The sequence below is a fragment of the Pseudorhizobium endolithicum genome (assembly GCF_902153245.2).
Classification (GTDB): domain Bacteria; phylum Pseudomonadota; class Alphaproteobacteria; order Rhizobiales; family Rhizobiaceae; genus Neorhizobium; species Neorhizobium endolithicum.
Window position 1 is genome coordinate 252,889 of sequence record NZ_CABFWF030000018.1, and the last position, 15,707, is coordinate 268,595.

Genomic DNA, 15,707 nt, shown 5'->3' on the forward strand with positions numbered 1-15,707 from the left:
TTGCTCTTGGTCCCACCCGGAAGTCTTCCCCCTATGGGCTCGTTTGGCAGACGATGGTTCGTCGCCAAACTTACGGGATCTGTCTGTCTCGTCAGACGAACGCGGCCCAACCACTGTCGCCCAGCAGGTCAACAGGCTCGCTTAGCGTAACCTAGAGAACAATCCGCTGGCCAGTTTCCGGTTCGAAGAGATGCAGATCTTCCACGGAGACGTCCAGGTCAACAACCTCACCTTCATTGACAAGGGTGGAGGCCGGCAGTGCGACATTGATCTCGTGGCTGCCATTGCGGATCGTCACGAGCCGCGTCTCGCCGTGGAACTCATTCCGTTCCACCCGCCCCTTGAATGCTCCTGGCTGAGAAATCAGGCGGAAAGCACCCGGACGAACCCCCACCGTCACTTGCCCCGGTTGAATCGGACGATTGGCGGGAATGCGGATCGTCTCCGAACTCAGCATTCCATCGGAAGCTTCCATCGGAAGAAAGTTCATGTTCGGCGTCCCGATGAAGCCCGCCGCAAAGAGTGTCGCCGGCCTCTGGTAGATCTCCTCCGGCGTGCCCATCTGCTCGATTTTCCCGTCCTTCATCAATACGATCCGGTCGGCAAGCGTCATGGCTTCAAGCTGATCATGCGTCACATAGATGCTCGTCGTCTTCAGGCTGCGGTGCAGACGTGCGATCTCGACCCGCAAGCTGCCGCGCAGCTTTGCGTCCAAGTTGGACAGCGGCTCGTCGAACAGGAAGACCTCAGGCGTCTTGATCATTGCGCGCGCGATCGCCACGCGCTGCTGCTGGCCGCCTGACAGTTCCGCCGGTTTGCGGGAAAGGTAGATGCCGAGACCCAGGGCATCGACCACCGGCGCCAGACGCCGGTCGATTTCCGCCTTGGGCACGCCTGACCGTTCCAGGCCGAAGGTAATGTTCTCGCGCACGCTCATATGGGGATAGAGCGCGTAGTTCTGGAACACCATGGCGATACCCCGGTCCCCAGGATCGCGGTCGTTCATGCGCTCGCCGCCGATCAGAAGATCGCCGCCGGTGATCTCCTCAAGGCCTGCGATCATCCGCAGCATCGTCGATTTCCCACAACCTGAGGGGCCAAGGAAAACGACGAATTCGTGGTCGTCGACCTTCAGGTTGAAATCACGCATGACCTCGAGTGCACCGTAGACCTTGCGGATGTCGCGGCATTCGACTGTCGCCATCACTTCACCTCCCCGTCCACGATGATCTGCAGCTTGACATCCTCCGGGCGCGCTTCGGCTGCCCGTTTGAAGGCCGCAATCGATTGGTCGAAGGAGAACGTGCCCGACACCAGCGGCTTCAGGTCCACCTTGCCCGCGGCGATCAATGCGAGGGCGCGGTCGAACACGTTGGCATACCGAAACACTGTCTCGATCCGGCATTCCCGAGAGCAGGCGGCGGCGATATCAACCGGCACCGGCTCCGGCGGGAGCCCAACAAGCACGACCGTCCCACCGGGACGAACCACCTTGAAGAGGTCGCGCACCGCTGCAGCCGCGCCGGAGCATTCGAAGACGATGTCCGCACCCCAGCCTTCCGTCGCCGTGTCGACCGTTTCGACCAGATCCTGCTCCCGCAGGTTGACGCCGGTAATGCCGTCATAGCTTTCCGCCAGCTTTAGCTTGGTTTCCGAAATGTCGGAGATCAGCACCCTAGAGCAACCTCCGGCCAGCGCGGCAAGAGCTACCATGATCCCGATCGTCCCGCAGCCGGTCACTACGGCGGTGTCGCCCGGGGTGACGCGAGCCCGCGTGGCAGCTTGCATGCCGACCGCAAACGGCTCCACCATCGCACCTTCGGCAAAAGAGACATTATCCGGCAGCTTATAGGTGAAGCTTGCGGGATGAACCGTCTCGGGCATGAGCACGCCATGGACCGGCGGGGTCGCCCAGAATGTGACGGCGGGATCCACATTATAAAGCCCCAGGCGGGACGCGCGGGACTTGGGATCGGGAATGCCCGGCTCCATGCAGACACGATCGCCCGGCTTCAGATGCGTGACGTTGGCGCCGACTGCCGCAATCGTTCCGGCCGCCTCATGACCAAGCACCATGGGCTCATTCAAGACGAAGTCGCCGATCCGGCCATGCGTGTAGTAATGCACGTCGCTGCCGCAAACGCCAACCGTGTGCAGTCGGATGCGGACATCGTCCGGGCCCATCTCCTGAGGCAGGTCGATATCACGCAGGGAGAGTTCGCCGACGCGTTCGAGGACAAGTGCTTTCATGGTATCAACCTTGATCAGTTTTCTTTGAGAATGCGGCATTCAACCCGCCGGCCAAGACGCCGAGCAGGATGAGAGGCGGCAGGGACAGAAGGACGACGGCGGCGTTGAGAATGCCCCAGGGGACGTTCATGCCAAGCTGCGACATTTCCGAGGCGATGATGGGCAGCGTCTTTGCCTTCGACGTGGTCAGCATCATCGCCAGCAGGAACTCGTTCCAGACGAGCACGAAGGAGAAGGCAATCGCACCGAAGACCTGGAAGCGAGCAATCGGAAGGGCGATGCGGAAGAAGGTTGCATAGGGTCCCAGGCCGTCGACGCGAGCGGCCTCCTCGACATGCAGGCTGACGCGCTCGAAGGCTGGCACGGAGAGCCAGATCGTAATGGAGGCGGTGACGATCAGGTACGTCACGATCAGCGAAAGGCGAGTATCGTAGAGATCGAGCCCGAGCCAGATCACCAGCATCGGGATGGCAATGGCGACCGGCGGAAGGAAGCGGAGCGACAGGACGAAGAACTGCGCCTCCGCCGTCAGCCGGTTCTTGAAGCGCGCAATGACATAGGCTGCCGGAACGCCGATCAGCGCGCCGATTAGGACTGCCGTGGAGCAGATGATCAGCGAATTCGTCAGGGCACGCGCAACGGAGCGCCGGTTCAGGACATAGCTCATATTGTCCCAGACCGGCTGGAAGACGAGCTTCGGCGTGCTGACCAGAAGATCGGCATTGGTCTTGAAGGCGTTGAGCAGGGTCCAGAATAGCGGCAGAACGACCAAGGCTGCGGCAACGACCAGGAGGAGCCTGAGCAGGAGCGTCGAGAGCCTCATCGGTTCAGCCTCTTCCAGGTGAAGGTGAAGGTCACGATCGTCAGCACCATCATGATGACCGCCATGGACGAGGCGTAGGAGATCTTGCCGGATTCGATGAAGCCTTGGGAATAGGCATACATGTCGAGTGTTTCCGTCGAGATGCCAGGGCCACCGCGGGTCATGACATAAACGAGGTCGAAGGAGCGCAGGCTCTCGATCGCCTTAACGAGGAGCAGGCTGATCAGCGGCGCCTTCAGCATCGGCAACGTGACGAAGCGATGCACGCCGAAGCGCGAGGCACGATCGATGCGGGCAGCCTCCAGCGGTTGCGGCGGGAGCGACTCCAGAAGCTTCAGGATGATGACAGCAAAGAAGAGACCCCACTGCCAGACGTCGACGAAGGCGACCGCGAGCAAGGCCCCGAGCGGCGTCGAGAGGATGTCGGGCGTGCTGCCGGTGATTTCACGCACGGGCCAGGTAAGCGCACCATAAAGCGGGTGGAAGGAGAACTTCCAGACGAAGGCGGCGCAGACGCGCGGCAGCAGGACGGGGATGATGAAAAGAATGCAGAGGATGTTGCGCACCCGCGGGCTTGCGGCCTCGAACATAGCGATGCCGAGCGCCAGCCCGGTGATCATGGTCGCGGTGACGCTAAGGATTTCCCATTTCAAGGACACCCACAGCGCGTTGAGAAAGCGGGCGTCGGAAAACAGCGCAACATAGTTGGCAAACCAGACATAGTCGGCGCTCGGCTGCGACAGCGTCCGGTTCTGCAGGGAAATGTTGACTGCGTAGATCGTCGGCACCAGCGCCAGCACGACCAGAATGCCCAGGGTGGGCCCGAGAAACACATAAGGCAGCGAGCGGCCGCGACGCATGGCAGATCCTCAGACTGGGGATGGGCGCGCCTCATCGGCGCGCCCCGGCGGTGCCTTGGGAGGCGTCAGAGCTTGGCGGCGAAGGCCTCGAGTTCATCGAGCGTCGCCTTGATGTCCTTGCGGCTGCCGGTGATCAGCTCTTCGAGCATGATGCCCCACTGGTTGCCCAATTCCTGCCAGCGTGGATCCTGCCAGAATGTAACCGTGGTCTTTTCACCAGTCGCGGCCATGGCGTCGGCAAGGTTCTGGCCGAAGGTCTTTGCGTATTCCGGGCTCTGGTAGGTGCTGGTGCGGGTCAGTTCGCCCGGCTGGCCGGCTTCCAGACGTCGTGCTTCCTGCTCCTTGGAGGTTGCCCAGGCAACGAACAGGCCGGCACAGGCCTTTTCTTCCTCAGTTGCATTGGCCTTGGAAGCGATGGCGAAGCCGTGGGCGTAGCCGCCACCCGGCAGCGGCGACGGCGGAACCGAGAAGGCAACCTTGTCGGCCACCTGGCTCTGCGCCTTGTCAACGGACATCCCGCCAAGCGGCGCGGACTCGATGATGATCGCAACCTTGCCGGCCCGGAATGCGCCGGTGGATTCATCCCAGGATCCGGTCTGGGTGCCTGGTGCGGAATACTTGAAGAGGTCGAGGTAGGCCTGCGTCGCCTTGACCGCTGCTTCCGAATTGAAGGCCGGCTTGCCGTCCTTGAACCACTCGCCACCATTGGCCTTGAACAACGGCATCCAGCGCCAGACGTTGGCGCCTGAACCACGCTGACCACGCACGGCGGTACCGTAGACGCCGTTATCCGGGTCATGGAGCTTCTCGACAGCCGCCAGATACTCTTCCCAGGTCTTCGGCGGAGCGACACCAGCCTTCTCGAGAAGATCCGTGCGGTAGACCATCAGGTCGCCGCCACCTTGGATCGGGGCAAACCACTGCTTGCCATCATAGGTAGCCGCTGCCCGCATGCCGGCATCGAAGTCGTTGTAGTCGTATTCCTCCGGGTAATAGCCATCCAGGGGAACGATCCAGCCGGAAGATGCAAAAAGGGCCAGATTGGCTTCATCCACATAGTACACGTCGAAGCTTCCGACCGTCGACGCATCTGCCTGAGACTTTGCCCTGCGATCGTTTTCGTTGAGATAGCTGATCTCGAAGCCGGCACCGGACAGTTCCTCGAACTCTTCCACATAGTCTTCGAGCAGCGTCAAACCATCGCGCGGCTGAGCCAGGATGCGCAGATCATCTTCACACTGAGCGGCAGCAAAGGCATTGGACGCAGACAGAATGGCAATTGCTGCGCAACCGGCGCGGAGCCTATTAAATCTCATGATTTCCTCCCTCGGACGGCAACTCCCATGGCCGTCGGCGGGACCTATTGTGTGGAACTTGGGATCGCGGACTAGTTTGCAATCTGACGCGAAGTGATACTATTTTGACTTTGATGTTTTAATTTGGCGGATTTTCCATGACGGTGGCACCAGATTTTCCCCGCTCGGTTTCTGACACCTTCACAGCGACACGCGAGCAGATCGTCCTGCCCCAGGGCAAGTCCTACCTCATCCGGCGGGACGACTATCCGAACCCGATCTGCATCTGGAACTACCACCCGGAATGGGAAATTCACTACATCCCAGCGGCTCAAGGCTTTGCCTATGTCGGGGACTATGTCGGACCGTTCAAGCCGGGGCACCTGATGTTGACGGGAACCAACCTGCCGCACAACTGGATCACGCCTGGAGCTCCAAACCTCCCCGGCCGCGACCTCGTCTTGCAGTTCGATGCCGATGCATTGATCGGCATCCGGTCTGTTTGTCCAGAGTTCGAGGTGCTTTATCGCCTCAAGCCTTTGGCTGACAGAGGGATCGAGATCCTCGGACCCGAAGCGACTGAGATTGGTGGGAAAGTCATCGAACTGCATGAGACCCAGGGCAGCGGCCGGCTGGGCTTATTCATCGAGATCCTGGAGCGCGTTGAAGCGGCTCCCAGTAAGCGAATCCTGGCCAGCGAGCATTTCACCGCGACCTACAATGACGTGTCCGACCGACGGCACCGGAGGATCGACCGAGCAATCCAGATCATGCAGTCCAATCCTGGTGCTTCTATGCATGAGGTGGCGGGTCTGGTGGGCCTTGAATCGTCTGCCTTCTCACGCGCATTCCGTCGTCTGACGGGCATGAACTTCTCGACCTACAGCCGGTCCGTGCGAGTTTGGCGCGCACGAACACTGCTGGCGGAGACGGACGTTCCGATCACGGACATCTGCTACGAAGCGGGCTTCAACAACCTGTCGAACTTCAATCGATACTTCCGATTGGAAACAGGTTTCACGCCCCGCGAGTACCGAAAGACAGCGCGCATCCGCACGAGATCACTGGTCTCGTCAGCGCCGGCGAATTAGCTGCTCCGCTCCTCCTGAGCGACAGCGGCCGAGACCACATATTCGAGTGCCCGGATCTGGAAGCCGCCGTACTTCTAGCAGTATAGTTCTCTGTTAGAGCTAAGGGCCATAGGTGAGGCTCTCGTACCCCCAGCAGGATCTTCGCCATAGCTCAGCTATCTATGGGATGGGCAGCCGCGGCGGGAAAGAGCGCCCAGTGCCGGGGTCTGAAGGAGAGTGCGGTCTTCGGCCCGGCCGGATGAGCGAGGGGAATGTCCACCTCAACGCGGTGGCGGCCGCCGCCGAGTTCCAGTTCCACGCGCCGTGCCCCCGCCAGTCTCCGGCTGCCGACCACGACGCCGCTCAAGCAGCCGCCGCAGCCGTCGAGGAGATCCACGTCATGGGGCCGGAAGAAGAGCGTCGCGGGGCCCTCATTCTCCGCCTTCAGGCCGATCGGGCGGTCATCGAGCCAGATGCTCCCATCCTGGATCTCGACCGGCAGTTCGGATGCCTCGCCGATGAAGCGATGGACGAAGGAAGAGCCCGGCCGATCATAGACGTCGTCCGCTGAGCCGACCTGCTCGATGCGGCCCTGGCTCATGACCACCACCCGGTCGGCCAGTTCGAGGGCCTCCTCCTGGTCATGCGTCACGAAGACGGTGGTATGGCCGGTGCGGTCGTGGAATTCCCGCAGCCAGCGCCGCAGTTCCTTGCGCACCTTCGCATCGAGAGCGCCGAAGGGCTCGTCGAGAAGCAGGATCTTCGGCTCGATCGCCATGGCCCGCGCCAGCGCCACCCGCTGCCGCTGTCCCCCTGAAAGCTGGTTGGGATAACGCCTTTCGAGGCCGGAAAGATGGACCATCTCAAGGAGTTCGCCGACACGGCGGCGGATGGCATCCTTCGGCGGACGGGTCGCGGACGGGCGGACCTTGAGGCCGAAGGCGATGTTTTCGGCAACCGTCATGTGGCGGAACAGGGCGTAGTGCTGGAATACGAAGCCGACATTTCTCTCCTGCACGCTGCGGTGCGAGGCGTCGTCGCCACCGAAGAAGATCCGGCCGCCGCTCGGCTCGTCCAACCCGGCGATCAGGCGCAGCAGCGTCGTCTTTCCCGACCCGGAGGGGCCGAGCAGCGCGATCAGCTCCCCGGAGCGGATATCGAGCGAGACATCCTCCAGGGCCGGGAAGCGGGCGAACTCCTTGCGCACATGGTCGATCCTGACATCCATGGAGGTGGGCCTTTCAGTGTCGGCGGCCGCCGGCGCTGCCCGCGCCGAACCGCATTTCCAGAACAGTCTTGAGGGCGAGTGTGACCAGCGCCAGCGCCGCCAGGAGCGAAGCCACGGCAAAGGCCGCCAGCATGTTGTATTCGTTGTAGAGGATCTCGACATGCAAGGGCATCGTGTTGGTGAGGCCGCGTATGTGGCCGGAAACGACCGAAACGGCGCCGAACTCGCCCATGGCCCGGGCGTTGCAGAGCAGGACGCCGTACAGCAGCCCCCACTTGATGTTCGGCAGCGTCACGTATCGGAACGTCTGCCAGCCGGAGGCCCCGAGCGACAGGGCCGCCTCCTCGTCGCCGGTGCCCTGGTCCTGCATCAGCGGGATCAGTTCGCGCGCGACGAAGGGGAAGGTGACGAAGACCGTCGCCAGCACGATCCCCGGCACGGCGAAGAGGATCTCGATGCCGTGGCTCTTCAGCCAGGGCCCGAGGACGCTCTGGCTGCCGAAGAGGAGAACGTAGACGAGGCCGGAGATCACAGGTGAAATGGAGAACGGCAGGTCGATCAGCGTGATCAGAAAGGCCTTGCCCCTAAACTCGAATTTGGCGATCGCCCAGGCGGCGGAGACGCCGAACACGAGGTTGAGCGGCACCGCGATTGCCGCCACCGTGAGAGTAAGCCGGATCGCAGCGAGCGCATCGGGCTCCGACAGGGCGAGCCAGTATTCCGACAGCCCCCCGCAGAACGCCTCCACGAAGACGGTGACCAGCGGCAGGAACAGGAAGAAGGACAGATATGCTCCCGCCGCAACGATCAACAGCAGCTTCGCCGGCGGCGTCTCGTCGGCGGGGCTGCGGAAGGTCGTTTTGCGCGACAAGCGGTCAGACATGGCCGTATCTCCGTCGGCTCCAGGCCTGGATCAGGTTGATGACGAGGAGCATGGCGAAGGAGATGGCCAGCATGATCGTGGCGATCGCGGTCGCTCCCGCATAGTTGAACTCCTCCAGCCTTATGACGATGAGGAGCGGCGCGATCTCCGACACATAGGGGATGTTGCCGGCGATGAAGACCACCGATCCGTACTCGCCGACGCCTCGGGCAAAGGCCAGGGCGAAGCCGGTCAGAACGGCGGGGGTCAGGCTCGGCAACAGCACCCGGAACACCGTCTGGCGACGGCTGGCGCCCAGCGTCGCGGCCGCCTCCTCCACCTCCCGATCGATCTCCTCCATCACCGGCTGCACCGTCCGCACGACGAAAGGCAGGCCGATGAAGATGAGCGCGACGGTGATCCCGATCCACGTATAGGCGATGCGGATGTCGAGCGGCATGAACCAGGCGCCTATCCAGCCCTGCGGCGCATAGAGCGATGCGAGAGCGATGCCGGCAACGGCGGTCGGAAGCGCGAAAGGCAGGTCCACCATCGCGTCGACGAGCCGGCGTCCGGGAAACTCGTAGCGCACCAGGACCCAGCAGATCAGGACGCCGAAGACGGCATTCACGAGCGCGGCAATGAGAGCGGTGCCGAAGCTGACATAAAGGGCTGCGAGCGTCCGTTCGTCGACGAGGATCGCCAGGAACTCGCCCCAGGTGAGGGCACTGGCGCGCCAGACGAGGCCCGCGAGCGGAATGAGGATGATCAGCGAAAGGTAGGCGAGCGAGAAGCCGAGCGTCAACCCGAAGCCCGGGATGATGCTCGGCTCCTTCAGTCGCCATCCCGTGCGGGCGGCAGACAAGTTCATCCGGTCGATGGCTCCCTCAGCGCGCGGGCTTGTAGATCTGGTCGAAGATGCCGCCGTCGCCGAAGTGCTCCGGCTGCGCCTTCTTCCAACCGCCGAACAGCGGATCGTCGATGGTGACCAGCTTGATGTCCGGCAGGGCCTTCAGCAGCTCGGCACCTACGACGTCGCGCCTGGCAGGCCGGTAGAAATGCTTGGCGGCAAGGTTCTGACCCTCGTCGGAGTAGAGATACTGCAGATAGGCTTCTGCGGCCTTCCGCGTTCCCTTGGCGTCGACGTTCGCGTCGACGACCGCAACGGGAGGTTCCGCGAGGATCGAAATCGGCGGCACCACGATCTCGAACGCATCCTTGCCGAATTCTTCTCCGGCCAGATAAGCCTCATTCTCCCATGCGAGAAGCACATCGCCGATCTGACGTTGGGCAAAGGTGACGGTGGAGCCACGCGCACCGGAATCCAGCACCGGAGTCCGCCTGAAGATCTCAGCAATGTATTCCTTGATCCTAGCTTCATCGCCGCCGAACTCCTCATGCGCCCAGGCCCAGGCGGCAAGATAGTTCCAGCGGGCGCCGCCGGAGGTTTTCGGGTTCGGGGTGACGATCTGCACGTCGTCCTTGACGAGGTCGCCCCAGTTCCGGATGTTCTTCGGGTTGCCCTTGCGGACCAGGAAGACGATCGTCGAGGTGTAGGGCGAAGAGTTGTTCGGAAGGCGGGAGCGCCAGTCGGCCTTGATCTTTCCGCCGTTCTCCACGATGGCGTTGATGTCGCTCTCGAGTGCCAGCGTGACCACATCGGCCTCCAGGCCGTCGATCACCGAGCGTGCCTGCTTGCCGGAGCCGCCGTGCGACTGCTGGATCGTCACGGTTTCGCCGGTCTCCGCCTGATGATGCTTCGCGAAGGCGGCATTGAATTCCTTGTAGAATTCGCGCGTCGGATCGTAGGAGACGTTCAAGAGCGTGGTATCGGCCATGGCCGCCGGCGTTGCGGAAAACGAGGCGAGTAGACTGATCGCGGCGATGCCAAGCAATCTGGCTGATCTGGACATGGTGGCTCCCTCCGTTGGATGCGATCAGACTACTGCAGCAGTAGACTAAGTCAACGAAGCTCACGGCAGGAAGAAAAGTGTTTCACTTTGCGCACCCCTATGGAGAAGAGGACATGCGCGAGAGACGCCGGAGCCGTAACAAGAAGAACGGTCGACCCTGTTCCCACGCAAGAAACGTTCGCGCGGCGAAACATCTTGAAAGGGGTCCGGCGGCCGAAACGGACGCGAGGGGCTACCAGTAGAGCAGCAGGACCACGCCTGCGGTACCGAACGTCGCGAGCGAGAGAGGCCATCCCAGCCACAGGAAATCGCGAAACCTGTAGGGGCCCAATCCGTAGGCGAGCGTGTTGTTATGGTGCCCGAAGGGGGTGAGGAAGTCGCAGGAGGCACCTACCGCCACGGCCATCACGAGCATTTGCGGGGAAAGCTGCGTGGCATGCGCGAGTTCCACCGCGATGGGTGCAAGGATTGCCACAGCCGTGACGTTGTTGACGAACGGGGTAATCACCATGGCGATTGCAAGCAGCACGAAAACGGCGAGCGGCACCGCTGCCATCGGCAGGTGCTCCGTCAGGAAGGTTGCTATGGCCGCCGCCGCGCCCGTCGTCCCCACCGCCTCGCCCAGGGGAAGCATGGCAACGAGAATGACGATGATCGGCCAGTTCAGGTTGCGAAGGGCAGCCCTGAGATCGAGCTTGCCGGCCAGACAGAGGATTGCGACGACAGCCGCCAGGGCGATTTCGGTGGCGACGAGCCCGCTACCGGCCGCCATGACGCCAAGCGCGAAGGCGGCGAGCGGCATGAAGCCGATCTCGGACACCCCGACGGGCGCGCTATCCGCGACCTCCACGAGTTCGTTATAGGCGATGAAGGACCTGACGGCCGCCTCGTCGCCTTCGAGAAGGAGGATGCTGCCGGCCCGGAAAGACAGCTCCTCGAAAGGCCCCTCGAAGCGGACGGGTTCCCCCTCGACCTGCAGGATTTCGACGGCCACCCGGTCCAGGTCCTGCGCCGCGATGGACGAACCGGCGAGCAGGCTGTGCGGCATGACGACCGCCCTCACCCGCCGCCGCTCTCCGGAGCCTGCCTGGCGGGAATAGGAAACCCTGCCCGTCCGCAGCGCGCTGTTCAGGGCGTTCGGCTCAGCCTCTACGAGCAGCCGGTCCGCCGGAAGAAGGATCGTCTCCGGCTTGATCGGGAAGACGCGCCGGCCGTCCCGGACGATGTTATGGACATGGCCGTCCAGCAGCGCCTCCAGATCGGCCACCGACGGAATGCCGGGGTCGGCCGCGGCGAGCCGCAGTTCCGTCATGACCCACGATATCGGGCCGCTATCGTCCTCGACCTGCTCCTCGCCCTCCTTCAGGAGCGTGCGCGGGAGCCATAGCGCGAGAACGAGAAGGCCGACGGCGGTCACAGCCAGGCCGGCGGGGGCAAAATCCAGAAGAGCAAACCCTTCTTCTCCGGACTGCTGAAGAAAAGCGCTGGCGACGAGGTTGGCGGGCGTGCCGATCGACGTCCAAAGCCCGCCGAGCAGGGTGGCATAGGAGAGCGGGAGAAAGATCCAGCGCGCCGGGAGTCTTCCCTTTGCCATCATCGAAAAACAGGCAGGCAGCATCAGGGAGAACGCCGCCACATTGTTCATCACGCTGGAAAGGCAGGCGGCAACGCCGCAAAGCGCGATGATCTGGCCAAGAGGCCGGGTGAAACGGCTGTTCAGCCACTCGCCGATCCTGTCGAACACATGGCTCCTGCCGAGCGCATGGACGATGAGGAGGACTTCAAGGACGGTGACCACAACCGGGTTGATCAGACCCGAGAATATGCGATCGGTCGGGACAAGCCCAAGCACCACACCGAGCATAAGCCCTGCGACCGCAACGTTGTCGGCACGGAAGCGGTCGCTCGCAAACGCCGTCAGCAAGCCTCCCAGCAAAACGACGATCAGGATTTGGCTCAATGTCACGCCGGATATCACCCCGTTCTGGATTCGTGCGGCAGACAATAAACGAGGACCGGCGTCAGAGCATCACCCGCCAGCCCGCGGAACAAGATCATCTACCAATTCGGTAGACATTACGGGATTTTCGAGTAGCCTTTTCGGACTGCCGCAATGGATGGAGGAACGGATCAAGGGCTCGACCGCCTATCCGGTCGGCACGTCAAACAGATGATCGTTTCTGTCCAGCGCCGCAAAAGAGGAGAGAACTTTTTCCGTCGTTGCGAGTTTTGGAATTCAAATCGTCTACTGATGAAGTAGACTAAGGCATTCTACATTGCAGTCAAAGTCAGACTTCGTGGCTCCCGGGGCATCCTGCCTGCAAGCCACTCCACGCGGAGATGATGACATGAACGACGGCAAGAAGAAGATGAACACAGCCTGCGCCTGGGCTGCATTTCTTGGCTCCTATCTGCTCGTGTGGCTCGTGATTTCGATGCCGATGGAGCGCCAGTCAGACGATCCGGCTGCACCGGCGGCCGTGATCGCCAGTCTCAGCGCGGGAAAATAGCAACTCTGGGGAAACCGGCGGCAGCCCGGGAGCAAGGAGTGCTACGATGTGTGGATTCACTGGCACTGGTCGAGCGCGGCGGCTATATGATGGGGAACCATTCTCTCTTGCGGCTGTCCGAAAGAAAGTTCCATTCCATGCTGTCGATGAAAGGCAAGTACGGGCTGAAGGCGCTCTATCATCTTGCCGGACTACCTCCCGGGATCATGGCGCAATCCGTGGAAATCGCCGAGAAATACGCCATCTCCAAGAAATTCCTCGACGCGATCCTCGCGGATTTGCGGCACAGCGGCTTCGTGCAGACCCGAAAGGGACGCGGCGGAGGCTACTGTCTGACCCGCTCCCCCGACACGATCATGGTCGGACACGTCCTGCGCGTCCTGGATGGCCCGCTTGCACCGATCCATTGCGCCAGCCGGACAGCCTATCACCGCTGCCGCGACTGCCCCAACGAGAATGCCTGCGCCGTTCGGCTCACCATGCTGGAAGTGCGCGAGGCGATCGCCGCGGTGCTGGACAACAAGTCTCTGACGGCCATGCGCCAGATGGTGGAGGACGAGACGCCGGATATAAAGCAGGCTCTGGCCGTATCCTGACCCCTTTCCTCCACCTCGCGATCCGGGAGGTGGAGAGATGACGCTGCATGTCACGATCATCGGCGGCGGGGCGAGCGGCACACTGGCGGCGGCGCATCTGCTTCAACGGCGGATAACCCCGCAGAGGCTGCGGATCACGATCGTCGAGGCTCGGAAGGATGTCGGCTGCGGCATAGCCTATTCCACCGACCAATCCTCCCACCTGCTCAACACGCGCGTCAACAACATGAGTGCGTTTCCGGATGATCCGTCCCATTTCAGCCGGTGGCTGGAGCGGCAGGGGCTGGGCAGCGGCAACGACCTGGATTTCGTGCCTCGCAGGACCTATGGCCGCTATCTGGCGGACCTTGTCGCGCCGGAAGCCGATGCGGTTTCTGTGCCTCGACTGAGGATCCTGCATCAGGAATGCGTTGCGCTGCACGTTCATGAACACGGCGTCGAAGTGGGTTTGGCGGATGGCAGCGTGCTGCCGTCGCATTTCGCAATCCTGGCGACGGGCTTCTGCGGCGACGATCGCCGGACGTCCAGCCTGGAAAACCCGTGGGCCCGGCCGCTGGATCGCGATCCGGCCGAACCCGTGGTGCTCGTCGGCACCGGACTGACCATGATCGACATGGTCCTGTCCCTGCTGGAGGCCGGCCAGACCGGCACCATCCAAGCGATCTCCAGGCGCGGACTGCTGCCGCAATCGCACAAGGTCACGAAGCCCTTGAAGCTTTCCGTCGCGGATATCCCCATCGGCTCAAGCCTCGGCTATATGCTGCACTGGCTCCGGACCACGATCCGGGCGCACGAGGCAGCAGGCGGAGACTGGCGGGACGTCATCGACGGATTGCGGCCCCACACGCAGCTCCTGTGGCGTCATCTTCCGCCGGAGAGCCGGCGCCGTTTCCTCCGGCATGCCTCGACCATCTGGGACACCCACCGCCACCGGATGCCGCCCTCCTCCGCCGCACGAATAGCCGAGGCTCAGGCGTCCGGACTGCTTCGCATCGTCAAGGGCCACTTTCAGAGGGCCGAGCGCACGGCATCCGGAACCACGGTGACATACCGCCCTTCCGGCTCCGAAGGATCGCTCACGCCCGAGGGTTCGCATGCGATCGACTGCCGCGGCTTCCGGCGGATTTCGCTCCCGACGCCCAACCGCCTGCTGCAGTCGCTCCTGGACAACGGAACTGCGCGGCTCGATCCTCTGACGCTGGGCCTGGACTTCGACCACCGGGATGCCCTGATCGACAATGAGGGACAAAGCTCCCCGCGCATTTTCGGTGTGGGACCTGTTACGCGCGGCACCCATTTCGAGATCACCGCCGTCCCCGACATCCGCGTCCAGGCGGCACGCCTGGCGGAGCTGCTGCTGGGTTCGCCGGGCTTGTCGGTCTCCGCGACGGCCTGAGCCACCGCCTCGGAAGAGAGGATGCGATTTCTCCTCTCTTCCGCCCTCCACCGTCGTAAGCGGAGGCTAAGCATGGAGACCCAAGCAAGCCGGCGCGGAGAGGTCTCGATACGGGAGCTTTCCAAGTACTTCGCCCTCAACGGCCGGGCCCTCAGCGTTCTGCGGGGCATCGATCTGGACGTCGAAAGCGGCCAGTGCGTGGCGATTGTCGGAGCCAGCGGCTCGGGCAAGACCACCTTGCTGCGTATCCTTGCGGGACTGGAAGCAGCCGATGCCGGCCAGGTCCTCGTCGACGGCGCTCCGATCGAGGGAGTCGGAGCGGAACGCGCCGTCATCTTCCAGGAGCCTCGCCTCCTGCCGTGGCTCACCGTCACCGGGGATGTCGCCTGCCCACTGGAGGTGCGCGGGGTTGCGGCGGACGACGCCCTGCAGCGGGCGCGCCGCTACATCCGGCTCGTCGGGCTTCTTGATTTCCAGAGGCCTATCCAGCCCAGTTGTCGGGAGGCATGGCTCAGCGCGTCGGGATCGCCCGTGCCCTCCCGGTACAGCCGGAACTCCTTCTGCTCGACGAGCCGCTCGGAGTACTCGATGCGATGACGAAGATGACGATGCAGGAGGAGCTTTCCGGATCTGCGCTGAGGAGCACGTGACCATGGTCCTCGTCACCCATGACCTGGAGGAGGCGATCTACCTTGCCGACAAGGTGATGATCCTGCCGAAGCAGAAGGTCCCGCTCGCGTGATCGACGTCGACCTGCCCCGGCCGCGGGATCGTGGGGACCCACTCTTCGTCTCGCTGCACCAGTCCCTTCTGGCCGAGTTCGGGCTGCATTAGCCGGACCAGGCGCAGCGGAGGGCGACGGTCTGCCCGGCGAGGAAGCCCCGGCTGCCCTACCCTCCGGCTT

The 15,707-nt window shown here is 62.8% G+C and carries 14 protein-coding genes and 1 pseudogene; 5 read left to right on the forward strand and 10 right to left on the reverse strand.

Annotation, left to right across the window (positions count from 1 at the left end; genetic code table 11):
- Nucleotides 1-151: 151 nt before the first annotated feature.
- From RTCK_RS19815 to RTCK_RS19835, 5 genes are all read right to left on the reverse strand, one after another.
- Nucleotides 152-1,204 (reverse strand): ABC transporter ATP-binding protein, encoded by a 1,053-nt coding sequence (locus RTCK_RS19815; RefSeq protein ID WP_142594124.1) that lies wholly within the window; start codon nt 1,202-1,204, stop codon nt 152-154.
- Complete coding sequence (locus RTCK_RS19820) at nt 1,204-2,250, reverse strand: NAD(P)-dependent alcohol dehydrogenase (RefSeq protein WP_142594126.1); 1,047 nt, start codon at nt 2,248-2,250, stop codon at nt 1,204-1,206. The genes RTCK_RS19815 and RTCK_RS19820 overlap by 1 nt, the downstream gene beginning before the upstream one ends.
- Nucleotides 2,251-2,254: 4 nt before the next feature.
- Nucleotides 2,255-3,073: a carbohydrate ABC transporter permease gene (locus RTCK_RS19825; RefSeq protein WP_142594128.1), complete on the reverse strand. Its 819-nt coding sequence runs from the start codon at nt 3,071-3,073 to the stop codon at nt 2,255-2,257.
- The gene (locus RTCK_RS19830; RefSeq protein ID WP_142594130.1) at nt 3,070-3,933 is read right to left on the reverse strand and encodes a carbohydrate ABC transporter permease; all 864 of its coding nucleotides are present in this window, start codon (nt 3,931-3,933) and stop codon (nt 3,070-3,072) included. The genes RTCK_RS19825 and RTCK_RS19830 overlap by 4 nt, the downstream gene beginning before the upstream one ends.
- 65 nt (nt 3,934-3,998) lie before the next feature.
- Nucleotides 3,999-5,249 carry an ABC transporter substrate-binding protein gene (locus tag RTCK_RS19835; protein ID WP_142594132.1) on the reverse strand — a complete coding sequence of 417 codons (1,251 nt, stop codon included), beginning with the start codon at nt 5,247-5,249 and terminating at the stop codon, nt 3,999-4,001.
- A gap of 137 nt (nt 5,250-5,386) precedes the next feature.
- Here RTCK_RS19835 and RTCK_RS19840 point away from each other — a divergent pair, with 137 nt between their 5' ends.
- Complete coding sequence (locus RTCK_RS19840) at nt 5,387-6,319, forward strand: AraC family transcriptional regulator (RefSeq protein ID WP_142594134.1); 933 nt, start codon at nt 5,387-5,389, stop codon at nt 6,317-6,319.
- Nucleotides 6,320-6,470: 151 nt separating this feature from the next.
- On the opposite strand, the gene RTCK_RS19845 is transcribed toward RTCK_RS19840, so the two are convergent.
- The 5 genes from RTCK_RS19845 to RTCK_RS19865 form a co-directional block, all read right to left on the reverse strand.
- Nucleotides 6,471-7,526, reverse strand: a complete 1,056-nt coding sequence (locus tag RTCK_RS19845; RefSeq protein ID WP_142594136.1) for a sulfate/molybdate ABC transporter ATP-binding protein — start codon at nt 7,524-7,526, stop codon at nt 6,471-6,473.
- Between the two features lie 13 nt (nt 7,527-7,539).
- The gene (gene cysW / locus RTCK_RS19850) at nt 7,540-8,409 is read right to left on the reverse strand and encodes a sulfate ABC transporter permease subunit CysW (protein ID WP_142594138.1); all 870 of its coding nucleotides are present in this window, start codon (nt 8,407-8,409) and stop codon (nt 7,540-7,542) included.
- A complete protein-coding gene (gene cysT / locus RTCK_RS19855; protein ID WP_142594139.1) occupies nt 8,402-9,259 on the reverse strand; it encodes a sulfate ABC transporter permease subunit CysT in 858 nt (285 codons plus the stop codon). Before cysT ends, cysW begins: the two co-directional genes overlap by 8 nt.
- 16 nt (nt 9,260-9,275) lie before the next feature.
- Entirely contained in the window at nt 9,276-10,226 is a 951-nt protein-coding gene (locus RTCK_RS19860) for a sulfate ABC transporter substrate-binding protein (RefSeq protein WP_235988784.1), read from the reverse strand.
- A gap of 307 nt (nt 10,227-10,533) precedes the next feature.
- Nucleotides 10,534-12,267: an SLC13 family permease gene (locus RTCK_RS19865; RefSeq protein WP_142594143.1), complete on the reverse strand. Its 1,734-nt coding sequence runs from the start codon at nt 12,265-12,267 to the stop codon at nt 10,534-10,536.
- A 382-nt stretch (nt 12,268-12,649) separates the two neighbouring features.
- On the opposite strand from RTCK_RS19865, the gene RTCK_RS19870 reads away from it, so the two are divergent.
- The 4 genes and pseudogenes from RTCK_RS19870 (at nt 12,650) to RTCK_RS19885 (ending at nt 15,637) form a co-directional block, all read left to right on the forward strand.
- Nucleotides 12,650-12,811, forward strand: a complete 162-nt coding sequence (locus tag RTCK_RS19870; RefSeq protein ID WP_185928072.1) for a hypothetical protein — start codon at nt 12,650-12,652, stop codon at nt 12,809-12,811.
- Nucleotides 12,812-12,948: 137 nt separating this feature from the next.
- A complete protein-coding gene (locus RTCK_RS19875; RefSeq protein WP_142594257.1) occupies nt 12,949-13,407 on the forward strand; it encodes an RrF2 family transcriptional regulator in 459 nt (152 codons plus the stop codon).
- 37 nt (nt 13,408-13,444) lie between these two features.
- Nucleotides 13,445-14,803, forward strand: a complete 1,359-nt coding sequence (locus tag RTCK_RS19880) for an FAD/NAD(P)-binding protein (protein WP_142594144.1) — start codon at nt 13,445-13,447, stop codon at nt 14,801-14,803.
- Between the two features lie 72 nt (nt 14,804-14,875).
- Nucleotides 14,876-15,637 (forward strand): annotated as a pseudogene (locus RTCK_RS19885) (ABC transporter ATP-binding protein).
- The last annotated feature ends 70 nt before the right edge of the window (nt 15,638-15,707 follow it).

What these genes read in the sequence shown, in the direction of transcription:
- RTCK_RS19835 (WP_142594132.1), bottom strand. Translation starts at nt 5,249, where the DNA reads ATGAGATTTAATAGGCTCCGCGCCGGTTGCGCAGCAATTGCCATTCTG.
- RTCK_RS19840 (WP_142594134.1), top strand. Translation starts at nt 5,387, where the DNA reads ATGACGGTGGCACCAGATTTTCCCCGCTCGGTTTCTGACACCTTCACA.
- RTCK_RS19825 (WP_142594128.1), bottom strand. Translation starts at nt 3,073, where the DNA reads ATGAGGCTCTCGACGCTCCTGCTCAGGCTCCTCCTGGTCGTTGCCGCA.
- RTCK_RS19830 (WP_142594130.1), bottom strand. Translation starts at nt 3,933, where the DNA reads ATGCGTCGCGGCCGCTCGCTGCCTTATGTGTTTCTCGGGCCCACCCTG.
- cysW (WP_142594138.1), bottom strand. Translation starts at nt 8,409, where the DNA reads ATGTCTGACCGCTTGTCGCGCAAAACGACCTTCCGCAGCCCCGCCGAC.
- RTCK_RS19875 (WP_142594257.1), top strand. Translation starts at nt 12,949, where the DNA reads ATGCTGTCGATGAAAGGCAAGTACGGGCTGAAGGCGCTCTATCATCTT.
- RTCK_RS19845 (WP_142594136.1), bottom strand. Translation starts at nt 7,526, where the DNA reads ATGGATGTCAGGATCGACCATGTGCGCAAGGAGTTCGCCCGCTTCCCG.
- RTCK_RS19870 (WP_185928072.1), top strand. Translation starts at nt 12,650, where the DNA reads ATGAACGACGGCAAGAAGAAGATGAACACAGCCTGCGCCTGGGCTGCA.
- RTCK_RS19815 (WP_142594124.1), bottom strand. Translation starts at nt 1,204, where the DNA reads ATGGCGACAGTCGAATGCCGCGACATCCGCAAGGTCTACGGTGCACTC.
- RTCK_RS19860 (WP_235988784.1), bottom strand. Translation starts at nt 10,226, where the DNA reads ATGGCCGATACCACGCTCTTGAACGTCTCCTACGATCCGACGCGCGAA.
- RTCK_RS19880 (WP_142594144.1), top strand. Translation starts at nt 13,445, where the DNA reads ATGACGCTGCATGTCACGATCATCGGCGGCGGGGCGAGCGGCACACTG.
- cysT (WP_142594139.1), bottom strand. Translation starts at nt 9,259, where the DNA reads ATGAACTTGTCTGCCGCCCGCACGGGATGGCGACTGAAGGAGCCGAGC.
- RTCK_RS19820 (WP_142594126.1), bottom strand. Translation starts at nt 2,250, where the DNA reads ATGAAAGCACTTGTCCTCGAACGCGTCGGCGAACTCTCCCTGCGTGAT.